This window comes from Streptomyces sp. NPDC002884, from assembly GCF_040295245.1.
GTDB lineage: Bacteria > Actinomycetota > Actinomycetes > Streptomycetales > Streptomycetaceae > Streptomyces.
Genome location: NZ_JBEOVB010000057.1, coordinates 1 through 22,674 on the forward strand (window position 1 = coordinate 1; position 22,674 = coordinate 22,674).

At 68.1% G+C, this 22,674-nt stretch carries 19 protein-coding genes and 6 pseudogenes; 16 read left to right on the forward strand and 9 right to left on the reverse strand.

Going from position 1 to position 22,674, the window contains the following annotated elements:
- The 3 genes from ABT070_RS43785 to ABT070_RS43795 all read left to right on the forward strand — a co-directional run.
- Positions 1–248: DUF6286 domain-containing protein (locus tag ABT070_RS43785; RefSeq protein WP_351768655.1), on the forward strand; the 248-nt coding region annotated here is incomplete at its 5' end.
- Positions 249–258: 10 nt separating this feature from the next.
- The gene (gene amaP / locus ABT070_RS43790) at positions 259–852 is read left to right on the forward strand and encodes an alkaline shock response membrane anchor protein AmaP (RefSeq protein WP_351768701.1); all 594 of its coding nucleotides are present in this window, start codon (positions 259–261) and stop codon (positions 850–852) included.
- 158 nt (positions 853–1,010) lie between these two features.
- Positions 1,011–1,667 carry an SDR family NAD(P)-dependent oxidoreductase gene (locus ABT070_RS43795; RefSeq protein WP_351768657.1) on the forward strand — a complete coding sequence of 219 codons (657 nt, stop codon included), beginning with the start codon at positions 1,011–1,013 and terminating at the stop codon, positions 1,665–1,667.
- 471 nt (positions 1,668–2,138) lie between these two features.
- On the opposite strand, the pseudogene ku reads toward ABT070_RS43795, so the two are convergent.
- A pseudogene (gene ku / locus ABT070_RS43800) lies at positions 2,139–3,058 on the reverse strand (non-homologous end joining protein Ku).
- 115 nt (positions 3,059–3,173) lie between these two features.
- On the opposite strand from ku, the pseudogene ABT070_RS46370 reads away from it, so the two are divergent.
- Positions 3,174–3,275 (forward strand): annotated as a pseudogene (locus ABT070_RS46370) (Tn3 family transposase); the annotation flags it as partial.
- Between the two features lie 28 nt (positions 3,276–3,303).
- On the opposite strand, the gene ABT070_RS43805 reads toward ABT070_RS46370, so the two are convergent.
- On the reverse strand, positions 3,304–3,726 hold the full coding sequence (locus ABT070_RS43805) for a winged helix-turn-helix transcriptional regulator (protein ID WP_351768659.1): 423 nt from the start codon (positions 3,724–3,726) through the stop codon (positions 3,304–3,306).
- A gap of 97 nt (positions 3,727–3,823) precedes the next feature.
- Between ABT070_RS43805 and ABT070_RS43810 the strand changes: the two genes are divergently transcribed.
- The 4 genes from ABT070_RS43810 to ABT070_RS43825 all read left to right on the forward strand — a co-directional run bounded on the left by ABT070_RS43810 (position 3,824) and on the right by ABT070_RS43825 (position 6,475).
- Positions 3,824–4,570, forward strand: a complete 747-nt coding sequence (locus ABT070_RS43810; protein WP_351768661.1) for a DsbA family oxidoreductase — start codon at positions 3,824–3,826, stop codon at positions 4,568–4,570.
- A gap of 14 nt (positions 4,571–4,584) precedes the next feature.
- Positions 4,585–5,229, forward strand: a complete 645-nt coding sequence (locus ABT070_RS43815; RefSeq protein WP_351768663.1) for an FMN-dependent NADH-azoreductase — start codon at positions 4,585–4,587, stop codon at positions 5,227–5,229.
- Positions 5,230–5,242: 13 nt separating this feature from the next.
- Complete coding sequence (locus ABT070_RS43820; protein WP_351768664.1) at positions 5,243–5,665, forward strand: NAD(P)H-binding protein; 423 nt, start codon at positions 5,243–5,245, stop codon at positions 5,663–5,665.
- Positions 5,666–5,773: 108 nt separating this feature from the next.
- Positions 5,774–6,475, forward strand: a complete 702-nt coding sequence (locus ABT070_RS43825) for an SDR family NAD(P)-dependent oxidoreductase (RefSeq protein WP_351768666.1) — start codon at positions 5,774–5,776, stop codon at positions 6,473–6,475.
- 14 nt (positions 6,476–6,489) lie between these two features.
- Here ABT070_RS43825 and ABT070_RS43830 read toward each other — a convergent pair.
- The 3 genes and pseudogenes from ABT070_RS43830 to ABT070_RS43840 all read right to left on the reverse strand — a co-directional run bounded on the left by ABT070_RS43830 (position 6,490) and on the right by ABT070_RS43840 (position 9,661).
- A pseudogene (locus ABT070_RS43830) lies at positions 6,490–8,171 on the reverse strand (ISAzo13 family transposase).
- A 115-nt stretch (positions 8,172–8,286) separates the two neighbouring features.
- Positions 8,287–9,057, reverse strand: coding sequence for a transposase family protein (locus ABT070_RS43835; protein WP_351768668.1), 771 nt, complete (start codon positions 9,055–9,057; stop codon positions 8,287–8,289).
- A 121-nt stretch (positions 9,058–9,178) separates the two neighbouring features.
- Positions 9,179–9,661 (reverse strand): hypothetical protein, encoded by a 483-nt coding sequence (locus tag ABT070_RS43840; protein WP_351768670.1) that lies wholly within the window; start codon positions 9,659–9,661, stop codon positions 9,179–9,181.
- A gap of 109 nt (positions 9,662–9,770) precedes the next feature.
- Between ABT070_RS43840 and ABT070_RS43845 the strand changes: the two are divergent.
- Positions 9,771–10,367: pseudogene (locus ABT070_RS43845) on the forward strand (transposase family protein); the annotation flags it as partial.
- 407 nt (positions 10,368–10,774) lie between these two features.
- Here ABT070_RS43845 and ABT070_RS43850 read toward each other — a convergent pair.
- Positions 10,775–11,686, reverse strand: a complete 912-nt coding sequence (locus ABT070_RS43850; protein ID WP_351768671.1) for a short-chain dehydrogenase/reductase — start codon at positions 11,684–11,686, stop codon at positions 10,775–10,777.
- Positions 11,687–12,968: 1,282 nt separating this feature from the next.
- Between ABT070_RS43850 and ABT070_RS43855 the strand changes: the two genes are divergently transcribed.
- Positions 12,969–14,252, forward strand: a complete 1,284-nt coding sequence (locus tag ABT070_RS43855; RefSeq protein WP_351768673.1) for a hypothetical protein — start codon at positions 12,969–12,971, stop codon at positions 14,250–14,252.
- Between the two features lie 364 nt (positions 14,253–14,616).
- Here the strand turns inward: ABT070_RS43855 and ABT070_RS43860 are convergent.
- Positions 14,617–15,814 (reverse strand): annotated as a pseudogene (locus tag ABT070_RS43860) (IS256 family transposase).
- A gap of 108 nt (positions 15,815–15,922) precedes the next feature.
- Between ABT070_RS43860 and ABT070_RS43865 the strand changes: the two are divergent.
- From ABT070_RS43865 to ABT070_RS43885, 5 genes are all read left to right on the forward strand, one after another.
- Positions 15,923–17,251, forward strand: coding sequence for an RHS repeat-associated core domain-containing protein (locus tag ABT070_RS43865; RefSeq protein WP_351768675.1), 1,329 nt, complete (start codon positions 15,923–15,925; stop codon positions 17,249–17,251).
- The gene (locus ABT070_RS43870) at positions 17,226–17,564 is read left to right on the forward strand and encodes a hypothetical protein (RefSeq protein ID WP_351768677.1); all 339 of its coding nucleotides are present in this window, start codon (positions 17,226–17,228) and stop codon (positions 17,562–17,564) included. Before ABT070_RS43865 ends, ABT070_RS43870 begins: the two co-directional genes overlap by 26 nt.
- Before the next feature lie 9 nt (positions 17,565–17,573).
- Positions 17,574–18,092 carry a hypothetical protein gene (locus ABT070_RS43875; protein WP_351768679.1) on the forward strand — a complete coding sequence of 173 codons (519 nt, stop codon included), beginning with the start codon at positions 17,574–17,576 and terminating at the stop codon, positions 18,090–18,092.
- A gap of 302 nt (positions 18,093–18,394) precedes the next feature.
- Positions 18,395–18,781 (forward strand): RDD family protein, encoded by a 387-nt coding sequence (locus tag ABT070_RS43880; protein WP_351768680.1) that lies wholly within the window; start codon positions 18,395–18,397, stop codon positions 18,779–18,781.
- The gene (locus tag ABT070_RS43885; protein ID WP_351768682.1) at positions 18,778–18,990 is read left to right on the forward strand and encodes a hypothetical protein; all 213 of its coding nucleotides are present in this window, start codon (positions 18,778–18,780) and stop codon (positions 18,988–18,990) included. Before ABT070_RS43880 ends, ABT070_RS43885 begins: the two co-directional genes overlap by 4 nt.
- Before the next feature lie 217 nt (positions 18,991–19,207).
- Here ABT070_RS43885 and ABT070_RS43890 read toward each other — a convergent pair whose 3' ends face one another.
- Together ABT070_RS43890 and ABT070_RS43895 are read right to left on the reverse strand one after the other, a co-directional pair.
- Positions 19,208–20,002, reverse strand: a complete 795-nt coding sequence (locus ABT070_RS43890) for a hypothetical protein (protein WP_351768684.1) — start codon at positions 20,000–20,002, stop codon at positions 19,208–19,210.
- 493 nt (positions 20,003–20,495) lie between these two features.
- Positions 20,496–20,690 (reverse strand): annotated as a pseudogene (locus ABT070_RS43895) (transposase); the annotation flags it as partial.
- 618 nt (positions 20,691–21,308) lie between these two features.
- Between ABT070_RS43895 and ABT070_RS43900 the strand changes: the two are divergent.
- Positions 21,309–22,514 carry an FAD-dependent oxidoreductase gene (locus ABT070_RS43900; protein WP_351768685.1) on the forward strand — a complete coding sequence of 402 codons (1,206 nt, stop codon included), beginning with the start codon at positions 21,309–21,311 and terminating at the stop codon, positions 22,512–22,514.
- Positions 22,515–22,674: the final 160 nt, after the last annotated feature.

Consider the following 22,674-nt stretch of genomic DNA (forward strand, 5'->3'; position numbering starts at 1 on the left):
GGGCCGGGCTCGACCGCCGCGCGGCCGCTCTGGTGCTGCGCGACCGGGCCGTGCAGGTGCCCGGTGTCCAGTCGGCACAGGTGGATGTCGGCCGCAGGAAGGTCACAGCCCGGGCACAGGCCCATTTCCGCGACCTCCAGGAGGTTCACGCGGATCTGGCCGCCACGCTGGGGGAAGCCGTGACGTCCTTGGGCCTCGCCCGGCAACCCACACTGACCGTGCGGGTCCGGCGCCCGAAGAAGGGCTGAGGTGATCCTCGTGCTCAAGACGGTGAACCGGGTGCTGCTGGGGCTTTGCGGCCTCGGACTGTTCGCCCTGGGCGGCGGCGTACTGGTGGGAGGGCTGGATCTCCAGCGCCGCTGGGGTTTCGGCATCCCGGGCTGGTGGCCGTTCCTCGGGCCGGACGATGTGCTGCTGGGCGCCGAGGGACGCACCCGGTGGCGGGACGAGGGCTGGTGGTGGCCGACCGTGATCGCGGTGCTCGCCCTGCTGCTGGTCCTGCTGCTGTGGTGGCTCCTCGCGCAGCGCGGACATCGCCTGGACCGGGTCCTCGTCAACAGCGAGGACGGCGCGGCGGTCCGACTCGACGGCCGCACACTGGAGGACGCGATCGAGGAAGAGGCGCAAGCCCTGGGCGGGGTTTCGCGGGCTCAGGTCCGGCTGACGGGCCGACGCACTGCTCCCGCCGCACGCGTGAGGCTGATGCTGGAGCCGTACGCGGATCCCGCGCGGACTCTGGGACGGCTGAGTCGGGACACCCTCGCACACGCACGAGACTCCGCAGGCCTGGACCGCCTCCCGTCGAAGGTCCGACTACGGGAAGCCCGCCACCACGCCCGACGCACCGTTTGAGATGTCCTGACAAAGGTGCGGGTTGTTGCCTGGACAGCAGCGCCTGCGGGGGTGGCTGCGTCGCCTGAGCCGGCAGTTCCGGCATCTGGGTGTCACGGGTCCACGAGATCCATGAGATCCATGAGGGTAGCGAGGTCGACGAATTTGCCTCCACCGGTATGGGTGCGGCGACCGCGCGTGAACTGGCCCGTCGCGGCTACCACGTGCTCGCCGGCGTCCGCCGCCAGAGCGACGCGGACGCCCTCCGGGCCACCCGTCTCGAGCCGGTGATCCTCGACGTCACGGCCCCCGAGCACATCGAGGCGCTCGCCGCGAGAATCGCCAGCGACCCGCAGCGCCGGAAGCTGGTCGGACTCGTCAACAACGCCGGCATCGCCGTGAACGCCCCAGTCGAAACCCTCCCCCTCGACCAATGGCGAAGGCAGTTCGAGGTAAACCTGTTCGGACACATCGCCGTCACGCAGGCACTGCTGCCGTTCCTCCATGACAGCCGCGGCCGAATCGTGAACATCAGCAGCCTGGGCGGGAAAGTCGCCATGGCCACCTACGGAGCCTACGCCGGCGCGAAGTTCGCTCTCGAAGCCGTCAGTGACATCCTCCGGCGCGAACTCGCGCCGCACGGTGTACAGGTGGTGGTCGTGGAGCCCGGCGGCGTCAAGACAGAGATGACCGGGCACGGCATCGAGCGGGCGCGGCAGTTCGTGAAGGACATGACGCCGGTAGAACGCCGGCGCTACGGCAACCTCATGCAAGCGATCATCAACCAGGCCGCCGAGTTCACCACCCAGGGTGTACCGGCCAGCAAGGCCGATTGAGGCCAGCGGCGGTACGGATCTCGTCTATGGGCCCTGAGGATCGACCCGTTCTCTGACCTCCTTGGCCCCCGGCATCAATGCCAACACCGACTCGGCCTCGTCCATGTGGGCATGGGCGATCTTCCGCCAGGGTTCGTTCTCGTCCGGGATCGGTGACTCGGTGCACGCCATCAGGTGACGCCGTAGCGCGTACAACTCGGTGAGGGCTCGTTCCCCAGCAACCCTTCCCCGCTCTTCGACCCTCTGATCCCGCGAGGTCTTCGCTTGGTGCTGTTGGGTAATCGCAGTGGCCCACACGGAAACCCCGGCGCCCACTAGGGCACCTCCGAGACCCATCAGCCCCGCCAACGTCTCTGCCTGCACTGCTGCTAGACCCCCCCAGGGCTCACCTGTTCTGGTGGACATCATGGGCATCCCTGCCTGCACCCACTGCCGGCCGGACAGCGGACTCGGTTACCTGGATGGCTGAGGTCAGGCGCTGCGGCGGGGCTTCCTCGCGCTCGTCTTCTTCGCCGCAGCCTTCTTGGCCGGCTGCTTCTTCGCCGTCGCCTTCTTTGCCGCGGACGCCTTCTTCTTCGGCAGCTCGTGCACGTCGGCGTCCTCGCCGCGGGACGCCTTCGCCTTGGACACGGATTCCTCGAGCGCGGACATCAGGTCGAGGACCCGGCCCGGCTGCTCCGGCTCGGGCATCTCGGGGAGCGGCTTCTCCTCCCGCTTTGCTTCGATGATCTTCTCCATGGCTTCGGTGTAGGTGTCCTTGAAGTCGTCGCCTTCGAGGTCCTCGCGGGCCATCGTCTCCATCAGCGCGAGCGCGCCCTCAATCTCGTCCTCGGAGACGTCGACGGGTTCCGGGAGGAACTCGGCAGGGTCGCGGATCTCGTCGGGCCAGTGCATCGCGTGCAGGACGATGGCGTCGCCGCGCACCCGCAGCATGCCGAGCCGCTCACGCCCGGACCATGCGTACTTGGCGATGGCCACCTTCCCTTCGACGAGCGCGCCAGCGCCTCGCGGAGCAGCTTGTAGGGCTTGGCCGCGACCTGGCCGTCGGGGGAGAGGTAGTAGCCCTCGCCGATCCGGATGGGGTCGATGTCGTCCGCGGCGACGAAGGCGTCGATCTCGATGGCCTTGGCTGTCGGCAGGGGCAGGTCACGCAGTTCGTCGTCGCTGATGGCGACGACTTGGTCCTTGGCGTACTCGTAGCCCTTGCCGATCTCGGTGTTCGACACCTCGCGGTCCTCGAGCTCGCAGATCTTGCGGGTGCGGATCCGGCCCATGTCCTCCAGGTGGTACTGGTGGAAGCGGATGGAGTGGTTCTAGGTGGCGGACTGGACGTGGATCGGGACGGTGACCAGGCCGAAGCTGATGGCGCCGGACCAGATGGTTCGGGGCATGGCACACCTCCGCGACAGGCCCCGAGCAGGAACAGCCTACGAAGGGTGCGCGCTGCCCGCACCAGCTGGTCATGGCGGGGGAGTCGGCGGTTCGGTCAGCTGCTACGTCTTCGTGCTCACCGTGCAGGAGTCGCGGCACAAGCTCGCCCGCGACATCTGCCATGGCAAGCGCGGCCAGATCATGCAGGCGTACCGGACGGGACAGGAGGACCAGCTCGCCCCCGAGTGTCGGTGGACACCGCGGCTCAGAAGCGGGAGCAGGCGGCGGTGCCCGTCCGGGCGCGGCTGGCGCGGATCTCGTCGTGGTGGTCGGCGGCCCAGCCGATCAGCTGCATGACGATCTCGTGCAGGCCGCGGCCGAGCGGGGTGAGGGCGTACTCCACACGCGGCGGCACCTCGGCGTAGGCGGTGCGCGTGATCAGGCCGTCCTCCAGGAGCTGGCGCAGTGTGCGGGTGAGCATGCGCTGCGAGATGCCCGGGATCTGGCGCTGCAGGTCGGTGTAGCGCAGCGGGCCGTTCTCCAGGACGGCGATTATCAGCATGCTCCACTTGTCGCCGACCCGGTCCAGTACCTGCCGGATGAAGGCCATGTGGTCGACGGGGATGCTCGCGCACGGCCCGACCGCAGCCGCCATCTCCATACCAGTGCTGTCCTGCATGGCGCCCATTCCTCTCCGTCGCGCACACCGATGTGCCTTTTGTAACGACTTCCATACTGGCGCATCATGCCGTTACGAACAAATGAGAGGAATTGGAGCTCAGGCCATGAAAATAGAGATCTGGGCCGAGGTCACCTGCCCCTGGTGCGGGCTCGGCAGCCACCGTGTGGACCGGGCTGTAGAGCGGTTCGAGCACAGCGACCAAGTGGAGGTGGTCCACCACTCCTTCCCGCTGGGCGCCGGCTTCCCCGCCGACCGCACGGTCAGCGTCCGCGAGGCCCTGCTGAGCAAGCACGACATCAGCGGCGCGCGGGCAGAGGCGGCGACCCGGCAGATCGAGACGCTGGCCGCCTCCGAGGGACTGAGCCCCTACCGAGTGCTGGACAACGTCGTCGGCGACACCGAACTGGCCCACGAGTTCCTCGCCCACGCCTCCGTGCAGGACAAGAACCGCGAAGCCTGGGACACGATCTTCCGTACGTACTTCGGCAAGGCCGAGCCCGTCTTCGCTCTGGACGACCTGCTCCGGCTCTCCGACGAGCTGGGCCTGGACCGTGACCTGACGCGCCAGGTGCTCACCGAGCGCCGCTACCGCACCCAGGTCCAGGACGACGCCCGCCGCGCTCAGCGCCTCGGCGCCACCGGCGCCCCGTTCACCGTCGTCGACGGCCGCTACGGCGTCCCCGGTGCGCAGGACAGCGACACCCTGCTCGACCTGCTGCATACCACCTGGGACGAAACCCACCCGGTCACCCTCGCCCCCGCAGGCGACGCCCCGGGCTGCGGCCCCGATGGCTGTGCCGTCCCGGCCCGTCCCCGACCCGTCACCCCATCCCCACCCCCATCTCTGTGAAAGGCACAACAGCCATGTCGTACCTGCTGCACATCGACTCCTCCTCGCTCGGCGAGGCGTCCGTCTCCCATCAGGTCGCCCAGTCCTTCCGTGACCAGTGGCAGGGCCCGGTCGTCCACCGCGACCTCGCCGCCTCGCCCGTGCCGCACCTGAGCGCCGCGGGCATCACCGCCCGCATCACCGACCCGGCCCAGCACACCCCCGAGCAGGCCAAGGCCGCCGCGCTCCAGGACGAGCTGATCGAGGAGTTCCTCGGCGCCGGCGCGTACCTGTTCACGGTGCCGATGTACAACCTCTCGATGCCGTCGGTGTTCAAGGCATGGCTGGACCAGATCATCGTCACGGACCGCACCCTGATCTTCAACGGCGCCTCCCCGGTCGCGGGCCGTCCGGCCGTGCTGGTCTCCGCCCGGGGCGGCGGCTACGGCCCCGGCACCCCCAACGAGGGCCTCGACTACGTGGTGCCCACCCTGGAGGCCGTCCTGGGCCACGACAGCCTCCTCGGTCTGGACGTCACCACCGTGACACCCGAGCTGACCATGGCCCCCATGGCTCCGGCCCTCGCCCCGCTCCTTCCCCTGCACGAGGCGTCCATGACGGCCGCCCACGACAAGGCCCGCACGCTCGCCACGACCTTGGGCACGCCGCGTGCCGCCTGACGCATCTCTCCAGATGATCCACCTGTCCCACCTGCTTGTTCTCGGCGGCAGCGGCCGCACCGCAATCCACCTACTCCAGCAGGCCACTGCCCGCGGCCACCGTGTCCGCGCCCTGGTGCGCAGCCCCGAAGCGGTACAGGCTCCGGCCGACGTCGAACTGATCAAGGGCACGCCCGCGGACATCGACAACCTCCGCAAGGCCGCCCAGGAAACCGGCATCAAGGCGTCCAACCTCAAGGCCGGTTTCGCCGACCACGACGGAGTCGACCAGGCCGTCCGCGCCGCGCACGTCGACTGGACCCCGGCCCGCGCCGCCGCCCTCAGCGACAAACCGGCCAACGGCCCGGTGCAGGCTGCCGAACGCGGCATTGGCAAGCCGGCCATGCGGATCAGCCGCGCCGACGTCGCCGGCTTGCCGATCGCCACCGTCGAGTAGGAAGCCTGGATCCGCCAGGCCCCACTGGTGCGGAACGCCCGGGGCTGACCCGGGCTGCTTTCCGCCGTCATTCACCGTCACTGTCGCAGTAGTTGGAGGAGCACCCCCATGTCCAAAGTGATTGCGATCTTCGGCGCCGGCCCTGGTCTCGGCGCCTCCATCGCCCGACGCTTCGCCGCCGAAGGCTTCCGTGTCGCGCTGGTGGCGCGTCGCAAGGGCCACCTCGACGCCCTGGTCGACCAGCTCAGTGCCGAGGGCATCGACACGGCTGGCTTCACCGCCGACCTTTCCGCACCTAAGGAGATCCCCGCACTGATCGAGGCCATCCGCGAGCGGTTCGGCCGGATCGACGTGGTCGAGTACGGCCCGGTCCCCAGCGTCCGGTTCACCCCGGCCGCCGAGCTGGACCCGGACACCCTGGCCCAAGGCATCCCGCTGCTCCTGCTCACACCGCTGGCTGTCGTCCAGGCCGTGCTGCCGGAGTGGAAGGAACGCGGCGACGGCGCGTTCCTGATGACCACCGGGGCTACTGCGGTCCACCCCATGCCGCATGCGAGCGGGGTCGGCCCGCTGATGGCCGCTGCCCGGAACTGGCTCTACTCCCTCAACGGGGAACTCACCGAGACGGGCATCTACGCAGGCACCCTCTCGATCGCCGCGTTCATCAGAGGCAGCGAGGCGGCAGAGGCGGCTGGCACCGCGGAGCAGGCGGCCGCGTTCCCGGTCGTCGACCCGGCCGACCTCGCCGCGCTCTACTGGGACATGTACACCAAGCGCGACCACATCGAGGAGGTCCATCCCGCCCTTTAAGGACCTGCCGGAAATTAACGTGCTGGTTTGATCTTTGTGGGGATGCTGTTCGTGAGGAACGCGGTGAGGTCGGCGGGTGTGCGGAACCTGGCTGTTGAGGATGGAATGGTGCGGCCGTGCTCGGCCAAGAGAGGCTGGACTTGGTGAATGGCCCTGGTGAGAGTGCTGCCGTTGACTCCGAAGAGTTGAGCCAGGAGGTCTCGGGTGCCGATTTTGCGTAGGTAGAGCACGGTGGCCAGCACCCTGCTTGAGGTGGTCAGCTTGTCCTGGCCCCCTGCCCCACGGGCACGGATCCGCTCACCTCCTCGCTGTTGGAACCGGGCTCGCTCACGTAACTCCGCTAGTGGCTACGACAGTTGGTCGATGAGCTCGTCCAGTGCCGCTTCGGGCATGCCGGTGAGTTCTGGGCTGCGCAGATACCCAGTGCAGGGCTGTGGGGAGGAAACGCTGATCGGCTGCGGGCCTTGGACCACGGTGGTGGCGTCGGGGCGAGGTTGCAGGGTGTAGTTCCAGTCGCCGTGGAAGCGGTGCCGTTGTATAGGCAGGGCGTCGATGTCGCTGTCGGTGACCTTGATGCCGGTGTCGTAGGTAGCGGAGTCGAGTTCGGCGTGAAGGGTCAGCCCTGTGCGGGTGGTGGTCGCTGCGATGCTGTCGATGATGACGTCGTGGCTGGTCAGTGGGCGGCCGCGCCAGTTCATGGAGATGTGGGAGAACAGTCGGTGCTCGATTTTGTTCCACTTCGAGGTGCCTGGCGGCATGTGGCAGACCGTGATCTCGAGGCCGGTCTGGGCGGCCAGGGCGGCGAGTTCGGTCTTCCAGGCGCGGGTGCGGTAGCCGTTGGAACCACCCGCGTCCGCGGTGATCAGTAGACGAGCGGCAGCCGGGTAGTCGTGCCGGCCCCTGGCCTGCCACCAGCGGCGGATGGAGGCGACGGCGAACGCGGCGGTGTCGTGATCGGTACCGACGTTGACCCAGCCGGTATTTGCTGCGAGGTCATAGATTCCGTAAGGGATTGCCTTTCCCGGTCCTTTTCGGTCCAGGAAATCGTGTGTCTTGACACGTACTGGCTCACCGGGTGGCCCCACTGGTGGCCTGCGTTCTTGTAGTCGCCGATCAGTTCCTTCTTCTTCGCGTCCACGCTGATCACCGGCTGGCCGTCGGCCATGTGTTCTTTGGCCTGCTCGTTGATGTAGCAGAACTGGGCGTCGCGGTCGGGGTGTTGCTTGCCCTCGAGGGTCTTGGCGCCGGCCTGCAGGCTGAAACCCTCCTCGCGCAGCAGGACACCGACGGTGTCCGCACCGACTCGATGTCCTTGCCGGGTGAGCTCCGCCGCCAGGCTCCTGGTCGACTTCACCGTCCAGCGCAGTGGCGACATCGGATCGCCCCGCTCATCGGGTTCCACCAGGGCCAGCAGTGCGGGCCGCAGCCCGGAGTCGAGGTCCACAGCCTTCTTGCGACCGCCGCCAGACCTGCGTACCCGGCCCAAGGGGGACTCGTCGGCTTCCAACTCGGCCACACCTTTGCGGACGGTCGCCTCGCTGACCTCGGCCGCCCGCGCCACCGCCCGGATACCTCCGTGACCCAGGATCCGAGCCTCGGCCCCCAACAGCAGCCGCCGCTGCCGCTCGTCCAGATGCGGAAACAACACCTCGAACTTCACGGCCAGTTGGTCGCGAACTTCACCAGACACACCCATACCGGATCAACGATCCGAAGCACGCGAAGCAACACGTTAATTTCCGGCAGGCCCTAAAGGGTGTTGCACAAGGCCGTGTTCGGGCAGGTCAGGGCCCGTGGAGGCAGTCCTCTGGTCATGACGCGAGCGCGAGGTTGTGCATGAGGGCGACGGCCTGGACCGCGTGATGAAGGCCGTCGCCACGCTGCCGGCAGTCGCGGAGGATCTTGTAGTTCTTCATCCGGCCGATCACATGCTCCACCCGGGCACGCACCTTGCGGTGGGCGGCATTGTCGGCCTCCTCACCTGGCAGCAGAGGCCGGTGCGGGCGTTTGCGGTGCGGCACCGCCATTCCGCAGTTGAGGTAGGCGCCGTCGCCCAGAACGGTCACGCCCTGGCAGTGCTCGGCCAGCCCTGAGGCCCGCCAGGCGTGCGCGTCAGCGGTGGTGCCCGGCACCGGGCGTGCGGCGGCGATCACCAGGCGGGTGTCGGCATCGACGATGACCTGCACGTTCGCGGAGAACCGGTAGTTGCGTGACGATGAGCCCACATGGCGGTCGCGGACCGGGACCAGGGTGCCGTCCACGATCCACAACCGGTCCGCCGCATCAGCCGGGCGGCAGACGGACTCGAGCGCCAGCAGCGGACCAAGCCGCCGGATGACGCGGCACACCGTGGAGGAAGAGACGCCGAACAGCGGGCCCAGCTGCCGCATGGTCAGGTTCGTGCGGTAGTACACCGCGACCATCAGCACCCGCTCGGCCAGCGGCAGCGACCACGGCCGGCCCCGCAGCGTTGCGTTGCCGCCCCGCTCCCGCACCACCTTCAACAGTCCCGAGAACTGCGTCATCCGCAGCCCCGTGAACGTCTCCACCCACACCCGCTCAGCACGTAAGACCCCAGCCATACAGAAGAGATGCCCAGCTCAGAGCCTTGTGCAACACCCTTTAAGGCCTGTCCCGTAACTGCCGCAGAGCAAGCAACAGCCCCGCGGCAACGGGACAGAATCAGGCTGCGGGGCGGCCCGGTCAAATGGTTGATCGCCGAAGGGTTTTCTGCCACTCGCCCGCCACATCGCGGGACTCATCCAGGCCGGGATCGCGACTTCCGCTCAGTGCGTAGGCCGGGGACCGGTCCGCGTGGAGCGGCACATGGGCGCAGTACCAGGCCCGCTTGGCGCCTGCTTGCTCCGCTTCCGTGCCTGTCCGCAGATAGTCGAGCAGTGCGGTCATGACTCGGCGGCGTCCGAATGCGTAGACCGCTGGTTCGACGAACCAGCGGCAGAGGCTGGGGTCCGGGTCATAGACGGCTGCGGCCATCAACGGGGCGAAGAGCTCTTCGGGCAAGCAGGCGCGCTCGAGTAGTGGCTTGCGTACCGCATGGGCCAGGTGGCGTGCGCGGCGGGCTTCCGGCACGTCAGCCGGGCTTCCGAGACCCAGCAGCCGCGCCACCTCGGCGGCGCATGACAGGAATGAGGGTTCAGCTGCCTCGTTGTGCTCTTCTTCGGCCATGGCGGCATTCTGGACTGACCTGATGCCAGAAGGCACGGGGCGATGGTTGCTGCTCTGTGATCTTTCGCATGTCGCCCGGCTACTTCTCCCAGGGTGAAACGATCACGCTGTGGCTGGAGTGATTACGGCGTGGGCGCCGTCGTGGATAGAGTCCTTCACCGGGCTGAGCCCGCGCTGCTTCGGCAAGTTGGTCACCGCAGTGCGCCGCGAGACCGCAGCCGAAGCTCATCGGGGGCGACCCTGGGGGCTCCCGCTTGAGGACCGGATCTTGCTGGTCACCACTTACTGGCGCACCAACATGACGCTCCGCCAGCTCGCCCCGCTGTTCGGCATCTCGAAGTCGGCGGCGGACGGGGTCATCGACCACCTCGGTCCCCGTCTTGCGCTCCAACCACGCAGTCGGTTCCGCAAGAACACCGTGCTGATGGTCGATGGGACCCTGGTGCCCACCCGCGACCACACGGTGGCCGAGCAGTCCAAGAACTATCCCTATTCCACGGCTCATCAGGTGGTCATCTATGCCGACCGTCGCCTGGTCGTCGTGGTCGGCCGGCCCCTGCCCGGCAACCGCCACGACTCCCGCGGCTGGGAGGAATAGGGCACCAAGGACGCCGTCGGTCACACCATGACCATCGCTGACGGCGGCTACCAGGGCACCGGACTGGTCATCCCCCACCGCCGCCGCAAGGGCGAAGAACTCCCAGCTTGAAAGGAGGAACACAACCGGAGCCACAAGCGCACCGAGAGCGGAAAGCCGTCAGGCGCGGACACCGCCCATCAGACGCGCGGGGAATCCGGGTTGCCGTCCACGCTGGCGCGGCCACGCTGTCGCCCGCCAGCGTGGACGGCCGCAGCGCGGTGACAGCCGCCCGCCTCGTCAGCTCCGCGGCCCTGCGAAACGCCGTGGATCGCGCGCCGGAAGCTGCCAGGTAAAGAACCGGTCGCACCCCGCATCAGGAATGGTCGATCCTTCCGTCGCCGACGCGACCGCCCTCTGTGAGCGCGCCGCCCAGGAGGACGAAGCCACGCTTTCCGCAGCGGAGCCCTGCGAACCGCCCGCCCCTCCCCGCCTCCGGCCCGGGCCCCGGGCGCGGAACGCGCGCCCCGCCCCGGTCAGGTCTGGGGCGGGGTCACCGGCGGCACCGGCGCTACCGCGCCGCGCGCCCGCAGATCGGCGGCGCCGCCCGCGCCGAGCACCCCGGTGTTCCGCTCCAACTCCTCGGACGGCAGGGCTGACAACGACCGCCGTGCCACCGCCGACACCACCAGCGGCAGCACCGGACGCAGCGGCTGCACCAGACGCAGCCACGGTGGCGCGTAGACGCTGACCGCGCGCCGCTCCACCCCGCGCACCAGCCATCCGGCGACCTGCTCGGGACTGTGCACGCGGCGCGCGGGCGCGGGCTGATGGGAACGCAGCGCCCGCAGCACCGGATGGTCATCGAGGGCCGCGATCATGTCGGTGCCGGTCCAATGCAGGTACGCGATGCCCACCCCCACGCCCACCGGACGCACCTCGGTACGCAGCGCCTGGGCGAACGACTCCACGCCCGCCTTCGACGCACAGTAGGCGCTCATCAGCGGCGCCGAACCGAACGCGGCGGTGGACGCCACCTGGAGGAAATACCCCCCGGTACAGGCGAGTTGGGGCAAGAAGACGCGGGCGGTGTTTGCGCTCCCGATCAGGTTGACCTCGACTACCCGGTCGAACAGCGATGCCTCGCACGTAGCGAACGGGCCCGCGGCGGCGATCCCCGCGTTGGCGATCACCACCGAGGCGGGTCCCAGCCGTGCGCCGACGCTGCGGGCCGCGCCCTGGAGCGCCGCCTTGTCGGTGACGTCGACCTCGAAGCAGTGCGCCTCGGTCGCCAGCCCGGCCGCGACCTGGCGCAACGAGTCAAGTTCCCGGCCCAGCAGCGCCACCCGCATGCCCCGCAGAGCCAGCCGGCGTGCCACCGCCGCTCCCACGCCGCGCGCCGCCCCGGTGACCACCGCGATCCGCGCGTCCGGTCCACCCTCCGCCATGACCGCCTCCAGGCCCGCCCTTACTACCCGCGTTGCACCGCGCACCCGGCCAGTCGACCACGCCCCCACCCGGCCCGCCCGCCACCGCGAGCCACGAGGGTGACGGCACCGCAGCCTGGGCACCGCCGCCCCGGGAGGACGTGTCATCCGCCGTGTCGCTTTTCCAGGGTGAGGACGGCTCTGGTGGTGACGGTCATGCGGTTGGGGCTGATGCAGTCTGCGGAAGATCTGCCAGGACTTCAGCCGTGCCATGCCGCGTTCGACCGGATGCCCGGGCAGAAAGGTTAAGCGAATGGGTAAAATGCAGGGGTGATATCCCCGCGGGTGCGGGGAGCGCATCTCCGAGCAGTAGCCCCCGCCACGCCCGCCTGCGGGAGGACGTTCCCGCACTCGTCCGAGCACTCGCACTGCGCCAGCAGCTGCAACTAACACGCTGGTCGCGGTCGCCGGAAGACCTCCGCTCGCGCGGAGAGGACGCCGTTCTCGACGTCGACGAACAGGCTGCGGGCGGAGCACCTCCGCTCGCGGACGCCAGCATCGCCCGCGCAGCACCTCTGCTCGCGCGGAGAGGACAACCCCTGCCGGGGCACCCAGCCGGCCTGACCCTCAGCCTCTGTGAACGCTGAACACCTCCGCTCGCGCGGAGAGGACGCGATGCCGCGGGACCCGATTGGCGAGGACGACAGAACACCTCTGCTCGCACGCACTACCGGGAGCGTCCCACGGTAGAGCGGGCTCCGAGCGGCGTCTAGGCCGCTTGCATGACGTGCAAAGCCGTTGCGCCGTACGGCAGATGACCACTGTGCGGCCAGGCAGCGCAGTGTGCTGTACGCGTCGCCCCGATCCGCGGGGCACCGTCCAACGGAGGCCCTGCCGCAGCGGAGGCATCCGGCGACACCGAATCCGCCAATGTGCCCCAGATCGGGTCAGCACCGTAGCGCCGGCTGCCCGGAGGACAGGGCTCGCGACGTCCGATGCGTGCGCTCGCAAGGCGGAGGGTCGCCCTCGCACAGGGTGTTGCCCGATGACGCGGCGCCCTCCGACCGGCACGCCCCGTGTTCCGCTGCGCTCCCATAAATCCTGGTGCGCCGGTCTGAGCCACCTCGTACGATGCCTCCGTCGCTCGAACATCAGTACATATCGGAGGGATCGGAGGTCACACTTGACCATGCCTTTCGGCACACGATCGCGTGCCGTTTTCGCATTTCTGGGATCCGTCGGACTGACCCTTACCTTGACCGTCACCGCGTCGCCCGCGAGCGCGGTCGGCAGGACGCCCACGGTGCCCACTGATCTGTTCAACAGCCAGAAGAAGTGCTCGACCGACGCGGACCGACCCACGTACGTCTCGGCAGCCACCGGTCTCGGCGTCGAGGGCATCCCGGGAACCACTGACACCGCCGACAACTCCCTGGTCACCGCGCAGTACCGGGTCTGGCCGGTCGTCAGCCCGAGCAGTGTCACCACGGTCACCCGTCTCAACGCGCTCCCCGGCATTGAGGCCCCAGCCACTCTGCCGGCCGCTGCGCTCGCCGACGGGCAGACCTACGCGTGGCAGACACAGACGGTGGCCGACGGCACGGCCTCGGACTGGTCGGCCACCTGCTACGTCACGATCGACAACACCCGTCCCGTGACCATGCCCGCCATCTCCTCGGCCAACTACCAGCCGGACGTGTCCAACCCGGGGGGCGCACCGGCCGAGTTCACCCTGAGCGCCGGCGGCGACGACGATGTCACCGGATTCGAGTACGCCTGGCTTCAGCCCCTCCCGATCATCGGCATCGTCAACCTCGGCGATCACGGCATTCCGCAAGTCGTGGACCCGTACTCGAAACCCCAATACTTCATGCGCGCCGACGTCCCCGGCGGGTCAGCCACGGTCCGCCTGGTGCCGCCGAGCGGCTCGGGTCCGAAGACTCTGTGGGTGCGAAGCCTGGACCGGGCCTTCAACACGTCGGAGACCACCAGCTACATGTTCTTCGTGGGCCCCACGGCACCAAGCGTTACCCCAGCCGTCCCGTCGCCCGAGTTCGGAGAGCCGACCGAGTTCACGCTCCGGCCCGCGCCAGGACTCCAGTCCAGGAATCCGGTCGTCAGCTACTCCGTCGAAACTATCGGCGGTCAGATCTATGGCAAGCCCGTCGAGGTGGCGGCGGAGACGGACGGGACGGCGAAGGTGACGGTGGTCCTGGACGGCATCTATGGCGAGGCTGTCCAAGTGACCAGCAAGAGCGCGGACGGCTGGGTCTCCGACATGGGCCGGTGGAGCAGCACCTACGACACCACTCCCACGGTTGTTTCGGACGTCTACCCCGAGAACGGTCCGGGTGGCGGAGCAGGAGTCCCGGGCTCCTTTACGTTCACGCCCAAGGTCAAGGACGTCGCCTCCTACACGTATTCCTTCAACGGGGGCCCCGAGGTCACGGTCACCGCGGGCGACGACCTCTCCGCGAGCGTCGACTGGATCCCTGCCACCGACGGCTTCTACGACCTTGTGGTCTACGCGACCAGCAGCTCGGGCGCCCAACTGGCTCCCTATGACTACTACTTCACCGTGAACTGAGACGGCGAACCGCCGTCACAGAAGGACAGCCGCGCCTGCCACGGCCGGACGGCGAGTGGCCCCCACCCCTCAGGGGCGCGGGCCGCCCCAGTCGGCTCGCTCCTGAAACCGCTGCAAGGCGAACGAGCGCCGGCGCCGGGCAATACCGGCGCCCCTCTCGGGGCCGCATGATCCATGACGTGATCTTGCGAGAGCTCGGAATGTCGGCCCGGACCGGTTCTGCGGTGCCAGCGCGGAGGGCGGCGAGGCGTTTGCAGACAACCTGGCGGCTGCCCCGGTAGCCGCCAGGCTGGATCTCCAGGAACAGCCGGGTGCCGCTGACCTGGGGTGTGTCAATTTAACGGCTGATCTTGGTTGTTGAGGTTCAGTTGTTGGCCGGGGTGAGCCGGCCCTCGAAGGCGATCTGGAAGGCGTTGAGGGGTGCCTTCCAGCGCATGGTCCAGCGCTTGCGGCCCTTGCCGGTCGGGTCGAGGCTCATCAGTGCCATGTAGATGCACCTCAGGGCGGCGGCCTCGGTGGGGAAGTGCCCGCGGGCCCGGACGGCCTTGCGTATCCGCGCGTTGACGGACTCGATGGCGTTCGTCGAGCAGATGACGGTGCGGATCTCGACGTCAAAGGAGAGGAAGGGCACGAACTCGGCCCAGGCGCTCTCCCAGAGGCGGACGATCGCTGGGGTACTTTTTGCCCCAGGTCTCGGCGAATTCCAGGAACCGTGTCGTGGCCGCGTCCTCGGTCGGCGCGGTGTAGACGGGCTTGAGCGCCTTGGCGATCTTGTCCCAGTCCGCACGCGAGGCGTATCGGAAGCTGTTGCGAAGGAGGTGGACAATGCACGTCTGCACGAGGGTGCGGGGCCAGACGGTCTCGACCGCGTCGGGGAGGCCCTTGAGCCCGTCGCAGACCAGCATCAGCACATCGTCCAGGCCGCGGTTCTTCAGCTCGGTGAATACCTGCAGCCAGTACTTCGCGCCCTCTCCGCCATCGCAGGCCCAGATGCCGAGGATGTCCCGGGTGCCCTCGACGGTGACGGCCATGACGACATAGATGGGCCGGTTCGCGACCTTCCCGTCCCTGATCTTCACGTTGATGGCATCCACGAACAAAACGGGATATACACGGTCAATTGGCCGGTTCTGCCATTCGGCCATGCCCTCCATCACCTGGTCAGTGATGGTGGAGATGGTCTGCTTGGAGACCTCGGCGCCGTAGATCTCGGCCAGGTGCGCGGAAATCTCCCCGTGGGTGAGGCCCTTCGCGGACAGCGACAGCACCATCTCGTCCACGCCCGTCAGCCGACGCTGCCGCTTGCGCACGATTTGCGGCTCGAAGCTGCCCTCCACGTCACGGGGCACCTTGACCTCGACCGGCCCGACGTCGCTCAACACGGTTTTCGCCCGGGTGCCGTTGCGGCTGTTCTTCCCCGCCGGATCGTGCTTGTCATAGCCGAGGTGGTCGGTGATCTCACCCTCCAGGGCGGACTCCAGCACCCGCATGGTCAACTGCTGCGGCAGTCCGCCCGCACCGGTCAGCTGCATGCCCTCACTCCGGGCCCGGTCGACCAGCATCGCGATCAACTGCTCGTCCGACGTGGCGGCACCGACCAGCTCAACCGCGGACTCGTGCTCGATCGTCATCTCACTCACTTGGCGTCTCCATGATCAACAGATCCGCCGTTGATTAGACACTCCCCCCGGACGCTCAACGGCAAGACCCAGACGCTCGACTGGGACGACGAAGGGCACCTAGCCAAGGTCACCAACGCGGACGGCACCTCGGCCTCCTACCTGTACGACGCGGGCGGCAACCGACTGCTTTCCCGGGACGCCTCGGGCACGACGCTCTACCTGGGCGACACGGAGGTCCGCCTCGCCAAGGGCACGACGACGACCACGGGTACCCGGTACTACAGCTGGGCCGGGCAGACGATCGCCGTCCGCAGCAGCACAGGCAGCCTGCAGTGGCAGGTCACGGACGCCCACGACACCGCCGAGACCGCGGTCGACGCCACCACACAGGCGATCACCCGCCGCCTGGACCCCTTCGGCAACACACGCGGCACCCAGCCGACCGCGACCGCCTGGCTCGGCGCCAAGGGCTTCGTAGCCGGCGTCCAGGACACCACCAGCGGCCTGACACACCTGGGAGCCCGGGAGTACGACCCGACCATCGGCCGGTTCGTCTCCGACGACCCGATCCTGGAACTCACCGACGCCCAACAGATCGACGGCTACACCTACGCTGCCGACAACCCAGTCAGAGGCAGCGACCCCTCCGGCCTTCAGATGCCCGTCGACCAGGACTGCACCAGCTGCGCGCAGGCTGACCAGAAGTCCACCCTGGTCGACACCGGCTCGGTCAACGACAGCGGAACCCACCACAGCGGTGGAGGCGGCGGCTCCCACAGCGGTGGCGCCAGCTCCCACCACAGCTGCGGCTGGTCCCTGTCCTGCCACGTCTCCAATGTCGCGCATAAGGCCTACCACGCTGTCCAGCAGCATCCGGTGATCGCAGCCGTGGTAGCCACAGCCGTTGTGGTGGGCGTGGTTCGCCTGCGTCGCCGCGACAGCCGGCGGATGCGCAGCCGTGCTGGTGGCGGGCGCCGAGGGCTTCACGGTCGGCGCAGAAGCGGGCAGTCTCGGCGGAGCTCTGGTTCGTGCGTCCGTGGGGGTGGCGGCCGAAGGCGGCGCTGTCATCGCAGGGTCGATGGGCATCGCGGGGGCGGGAGCGGCAGCCGTCGCAGAGGGAGCCGAAACAGCCTCTGCGGCCAAGACGGCGACCGCGTCGGGTGCCAGAGCAGTGCAGGGCGCGGCGCAGTCGACTGCAGGTTCCGGCGCAGCTGGTGGCACTACACGCGCCGCTACTGCCGCGCCCAAGAGCGGATCGGTTCCGGCGCGTGGGAGTCGTGGAGCCAAAGGCAAGTTCCAGCCGAAGGTTCAGGTCCATCCTGCCCCAGGCAGCTGGAGCCTCGACACCCGGGTGTCGGATGCCAATGCCCTTCGTGATGACGTCGGTACGGTCGCCACTGGCGCTGCGAAGAACCGGACGTATTCCGCCGCGATCAATGTAACCACTGGTGACATCGCGGTTGGCTGCTCAGGAGCCGGTAACTGCGCGGAAGTGAACATTCTTGAATCCACCGGATGGAGTCCGGCGAATGTACTTTTCACCCGTGCCGGCCCGTTGATGGACGTGGACGACGGGCTTGGTAAAGTCTGGCAGGAGATGGAGATCTGCACGACGTGTCAGGGGATCTTCCCGCTGGATTCTTTTGTTCCTGGAGCGCTCCTGGCGACAGAGCAGGGTCACCCCGGGTAGGAGGCAACAATGGTGAGTGCGGCTCTTCTTGAGCTGGAGAGATATGACTGGGAACAGTTCCGGTGTGGCTGCGGAAAAAGTGCCGCGCACATCCCGGAGACGTTCCGTCGGCTACTCGCGGCGAAGTCCCCCGAGGATGCGGTTGGATATCGTTTCGACGGGCACCTGGAAATTCAGTCCATGCTGTTTGAAGCTGCTGTCCCCGCAGTGTCCGTGATTCTGGCTGCGCTGACCGAGGAACCCGCCCGCTTTGCACGCAGTCATTTCTTGGTGACGCTCCTGTTCTTGGTCTCTGGAGAGTCGCATTCCAGTGAGATGGAGGCAGGGCGGGAGGACCTTGGTGAAGAGTGCCGCGAAAAGGCGCGGGACGGTCTTTGGGAAATCTACCGAGAGGCGGTTTCGGGAGATACGGAGAATGCGCTTGATATTCTCGAGGTGATCGAGGATGACGGACTTCGGCTTGCCCACTTCCGTACCGCTCTCCAGGATCGCCTTGCAAAACAGCAGAGAAAAAAAAGGCCAATTTGAGCGTCGAGGGAAACGGATGTTGGGATGAGTGGTGCGACGGCTGGCGTGGCAGTGGTGAATCGGGAAGGCGTCGGGGGAGTGCCTTCCATGGTTGCCAGGGCGATGGGGCGGGAGTGGTACAGGGACTATCTGGCCAACATGGATCCCCTACGGGGCACACGGCCGGAGGGAGCGTTGGTCGAGTATGCCGCCAACGCAGTGGCGGCTGCCGGGGCGACAGAAAATCCAGTGCTCGTGCTGGCGTCAAACGGACGCAGGGTCGCGGCCCGTCTCGTGGACACGGTGATCGCGTCGGCGTTCGCATGCCTCGGCCGGCGGCATCGAGCGATGGCGTTGCGCTGCTGGTGCTCGTACCGGTGGGGTTCGCCGCAGGCGGACTGCTCTACTTCCTTCCCCTTGTGCACTGGTGGGGCACGACCATCGGCAAGTGGATCTTCGGGCTGTGGGTGGTCCGGCTGTGGTCGGACGGGACCCTTCCCCCGTCCTGGAAGGACACGTTCCTCTACGGACGGGAGTTCCACGGAGAGCGCCCCTACAAGCTCGAACCTCTCGCCCGGGCCGGCGGCATGACCCCCTCCGGCATCCGCACCGCCTACACCAGCAGCGAGATCCAGACCGTCGCCGGCCGGATCGGCCGCACACCCGACAGCCGCCGCGCCTGCCCCCCGGCCCCGCCTGAGCCCTCATGAGCTGCCACCCCGGACCCCCTCCGCCGGCCTGCACCTGTCTGCCCGCCTGGCCCGCCCTGACCACCGTCATCGAGGGCACCGCCCACCCAGTCGTGCCCGCGCCCGCCCACACCCCCGCCTCCGCCCTCTACCTCGCCCGCTGCACCGGATGCGGCGACGCCTGCACCGGCCCCTGGAAGCGGCTCAGCACCTCCTCCCGCGCCGCCTGAGGACGCCACTCCGCGGGGCACGCGACGGGCCGCCCGCTGCGCGCTGTCGCAGCCGAGACCGACCGGCAGCTTGCTGCCGCTGCCCCGGCGTCCTGACAGCACCAGCGCCTGGTTGCTGCCTTGTTCGACGGCGCTCTTCGCTCTCACCAGTGGGCGGGGGAGCGATGTCCCACCAGCCGCGAGGTGGTCGTCGATCGGGCCGTCCGCGAGCGGTTGCTCAGAGCGAGAGCACCGGTCGCGTGGAGAATTCTTCGTACATGTCATCTCCGTCCGGTCCGTACACGAACTCGGCCATCCCTGGGTTGCGGTTGGCGGTCGCCAGGGGGAGCCAGGCCAGCAGATGGCCGTAGCCGCCGCACACCGACTCGCCCCCGTCGCCGCCGTGGACCGCGGTGACGTCGCTGGTCAGTTCGGTGCGGTAGGTGTCGTAGGCGATGTGCAGGCCGAAGGCGTTCGGCTCGTTGTGCGGGCCGGTGTCGCCGTAGGGGATGCGGTCGAGGGGACAGGCGTCGCCCCACCGGAACAGGGTGTCCGACCCGGCGCCGCAGGCGTGTTCCCACTCGTCGGAGCTCGGCATTCGCAGACCACGTGCGGAGAGGGCAGCAGGCATGTCGGCCGGGGGTTCGGTCAGGTTCTCGTCCTCCACGGCCATGAGGAGGGTGTCCAGGTGGACGCTGCGGCGAGCGCTGAGGATCCGCTCGAGGTGGGTCCGCAGATCGGGCCCGTAACCGTAGCCCTGCTCCAGGCTCTGCGCGTAGTCAGTGGCCTGCTGCGCGGTCGGCTTCCAGGTGGCGGCGTCGAAGCCCAGGGACACCCAGCCTCCGGGTATCAGGGCGAACTCCTGCCCGTCCCGCTCGAGACGGACGCGGTGCAGTGGGGCACCGAGGTGTTCCGTGGCCTCGACCAGTGACACCCGGCCGCCCACGTGGTCAGCGGCATTCTGGGCGATCCGCCGGGCGGTGACCTCGTCGAAGGTCCGCCACAGGTCGAGAGTGAGATCAGCGAGCGACATGGCCGGCAGTGTGGCACGCGGCACTGACACAGCACCGATGTCCGCCGGCCGACACCTGCCTGGTGTTCACCGATCCCCTGCCGCCCCGCTGCTGAAGAACGCCTCAACGTCCACGCACCGCTGCGCCAGTTCGGCGTACAGTCCGCTGAACGGGGAACCAACTCACCGTGTTCCAGCAGGCCCCCGTCGACGACCGCCTCGTCGTCGGACGCGGCGACGTCCCCGTCCAGGTCCGCCGGGAAGCCGACCGGATACACCGTGAGTTCCTCCAGCCCGTAGGGGCGGTTGCCGTGGAACTCGCTTCCTTAGGACAGCAGTTGACGGATCTGGGCGTCAACGACCTCCTTCTGTGCCTTCAGGCCATCGAGGGCCAGCAGCAGCGCATCCACCTCGAGGCCGTCGCTCGCGCCCTCCAGGTGGAGGGCGTCCTCCTTGCGCTGGTCGGCCACCAGGTCACAGGCGTCGTCGTAGCAGTTCCAGTGAACCGGCGGTCCAGGCGCCGCCAGCAGGTCTGCCCGGAGCCGAAACCCATTTCCAACGGCAGGAGTTGCCAGGCGACGTCCTGGTGCAGGACGTAGAGAATGCCCTGCGGACACAGCCGGTCCGGCACCGGTCTCGGTCCCGGTGAACCCTCCGGCCACGGCGGCAGCAACGGTTCGATCAGCGCCCACACGTCGTCGTCCACGATCCACGGCCGAGTCGTCACACACCACGAACGGTCGAATCATCACGTCGGTCACGCCCGACCAGGGCACTTCGGCAAGATCCTGTTACAAGCTCAAAGAGCGCCACGCGGTCGAGTGCGGGATCGACCGCTTGAAACGCCACCGCGCGGTAGCCGCACGCTATGAAGAACTCGCCGTCCGCTACGGGGCGACGGTGCTGGTCGCGGCCGTCAACGAATGGCTCTGGTCCAGCAGGGGCCGACGTTCGGCAGTCAGCCCTTCCGCCGCGGGATGAGGGCATGTAGGCGATCGAGAGGAATGCGAGCACATATTCTCCTCATTGGTCAAGTCGTGTTTGGCTGACCAGATATCTCGCAATGCGTCAAGGGCTTATGAAGTATTGATTGAAGGCTTCCTTCGGTAGTGCGGAAGTAGTGAACTCCCGCACATCGGAGGGCTGACCAGTCCCAGGTAGCAGGCTGTCGGTGTAGGCTTTCAGGGCACACGAAATTGCTTTCCGGTTGGTAGTCCGGACCGCAGGTCACCGGTTTCCCGTTCTGCGTCAACGTCCTCCCTCTCAGGGGAGTCCTGGTGTGCTCCGAGTACGAGAAGAACTCTGCACTGGGAGTACTGTGTCTGAAATGCGAATTGTCATCGCCGGCGGCGGGCTCGCCGGGCTGACACTGGCCCACTACCTGAACCGGCACGGCCTGGACGTGGCCGTCTACGAACGCGACGCTGATATCGCCGCACGCGAGGCCGGGTACCGGATCCACATCAACTCCACCGGCACCTCCGCGCTGCACGCGGCGCTGGAGCCCCGTCTGTGGGAGCTGTTCCTGGCGACCTGCGGTATGCCGAGCGAGGACATGCTGCTCTTCGACGAGCATCTCGACCTCCGCCCCGGCCGCGACAGGTCGGCCACCGAGGGCACCGGTGTGCCCACAGACATCCCCGAACATCTGGTGGTGTGCCGCTCGACCCTGCGCCGCATCCTCTACCTCGGCCTGGAGAAAGCCGTGCACTTCGGTGCCAAGGTCACCGGCTACCGCACCCACCCCGACTCGACGATCACCGTGCTGCTGGAGGACGGCGCCACGGTCGAGGCAGACGTCCTCATCGCCGCGGACGGCATCAACTCCGCCGTCCGCGCCCAGCGCCTGCCCCAGGTCCAGATCGCCGACCTCGGCTCCCGGCACATCGCCGCGAAAATCCACCTCACCGACGAGGCGAAGGCGAAACTGCCCGCCGAGCTGTTCAACGCCTTCTCCCTGGCCTACGCCGCCGACTTCACCGGACTGACCCTCGGCCCGCTGGAACGCACCGACCCCACATCACCGCTGATCGCCGAACAGGACCCCGGCTTCCGGCGCGAGGCCACCGCCGACTACGCGCTGAGCATCTTCAACTCCCTCCCCGACCGGATGCTCCCCGACGACGAACTCTTCACCGCCGGCCCCGACAAACTCAAGGCGCACGCCCTCCGGCGCGTCGCCAGCTGGCACCCCGCCCTGGTCGACACCGTCCGACTCTGGGACACCGCCACTGTGCAGGCCCTCAAGTGCCGCAGCTGCGTGCCCGTCGACGCCTGGGAACCGTCCAACGTCACTGTCATGGGCGACTCGGTCCACGCCATGAGCCCTGCCCTGGGCATCGGCGCCAACACTGCACTGCGCGACGCACACACCCTGGGTGATCAACTGCTCGCAGTCGCCGCCGGCGACAAGCCGCTCCTCGACGGCGTCGCCGCCTATGAGCAGGCCATGCGCGACTACGCCTACCACGCCCTCCGAATGTCCGCGTTCGTTGGCCAGAAGGTGATCGGGCACCTGCCCCTGCCCGAATAGTCACGGTATTGCTCGGGCGGTGCCGAGAAGCACCGCCCGAGCGCACCCCCCCACTCACGCCAAACTGGCCACTTTCACAACACGCCCCAGTCCAGCCCACCCACTCGGTCCGCCGAATCCCCTTCTGTCCTGCAACTTCCGGATGGTGTCACGCGTAAAG

What these genes read in the sequence shown, in the direction of transcription:
- ABT070_RS43890 (WP_351768684.1), bottom strand. Translation starts at nt 20,002, where the DNA reads ATGTCGCTCGCTGATCTCACTCTCGACCTGTGGCGGACCTTCGACGAG.
- ABT070_RS43810 (WP_351768661.1), top strand. Translation starts at nt 3,824, where the DNA reads ATGAAAATAGAGATCTGGGCCGAGGTCACCTGCCCCTGGTGCGGGCTC.
- ABT070_RS43850 (WP_351768671.1), bottom strand. Translation starts at nt 11,686, where the DNA reads ATGGCGGAGGGTGGACCGGACGCGCGGATCGCGGTGGTCACCGGGGCG.
- ABT070_RS43880 (WP_351768680.1), top strand. Translation starts at nt 18,395, where the DNA reads ATGCCTCGGCCGGCGGCATCGAGCGATGGCGTTGCGCTGCTGGTGCTC.
- ABT070_RS43900 (WP_351768685.1), top strand. Translation starts at nt 21,309, where the DNA reads ATGCGAATTGTCATCGCCGGCGGCGGGCTCGCCGGGCTGACACTGGCC.
- ABT070_RS43805 (WP_351768659.1), bottom strand. Translation starts at nt 3,726, where the DNA reads ATGGGCGCCATGCAGGACAGCACTGGTATGGAGATGGCGGCTGCGGTC.
- ABT070_RS43795 (WP_351768657.1), top strand. Translation starts at nt 1,011, where the DNA reads ATGGGTGCGGCGACCGCGCGTGAACTGGCCCGTCGCGGCTACCACGTG.
- ABT070_RS43825 (WP_351768666.1), top strand. Translation starts at nt 5,774, where the DNA reads ATGTCCAAAGTGATTGCGATCTTCGGCGCCGGCCCTGGTCTCGGCGCC.
- ABT070_RS43840 (WP_351768670.1), bottom strand. Translation starts at nt 9,661, where the DNA reads ATGGCCGAAGAAGAGCACAACGAGGCAGCTGAACCCTCATTCCTGTCA.
- ABT070_RS43835 (WP_351768668.1), bottom strand. Translation starts at nt 9,057, where the DNA reads ATGGCTGGGGTCTTACGTGCTGAGCGGGTGTGGGTGGAGACGTTCACG.
- ABT070_RS43820 (WP_351768664.1), top strand. Translation starts at nt 5,243, where the DNA reads ATGATCCACCTGTCCCACCTGCTTGTTCTCGGCGGCAGCGGCCGCACC.
- ABT070_RS43885 (WP_351768682.1), top strand. Translation starts at nt 18,778, where the DNA reads ATGAGCTGCCACCCCGGACCCCCTCCGCCGGCCTGCACCTGTCTGCCC.
- ABT070_RS43815 (WP_351768663.1), top strand. Translation starts at nt 4,585, where the DNA reads ATGTCGTACCTGCTGCACATCGACTCCTCCTCGCTCGGCGAGGCGTCC.
- ABT070_RS43875 (WP_351768679.1), top strand. Translation starts at nt 17,574, where the DNA reads ATGGTGAGTGCGGCTCTTCTTGAGCTGGAGAGATATGACTGGGAACAG.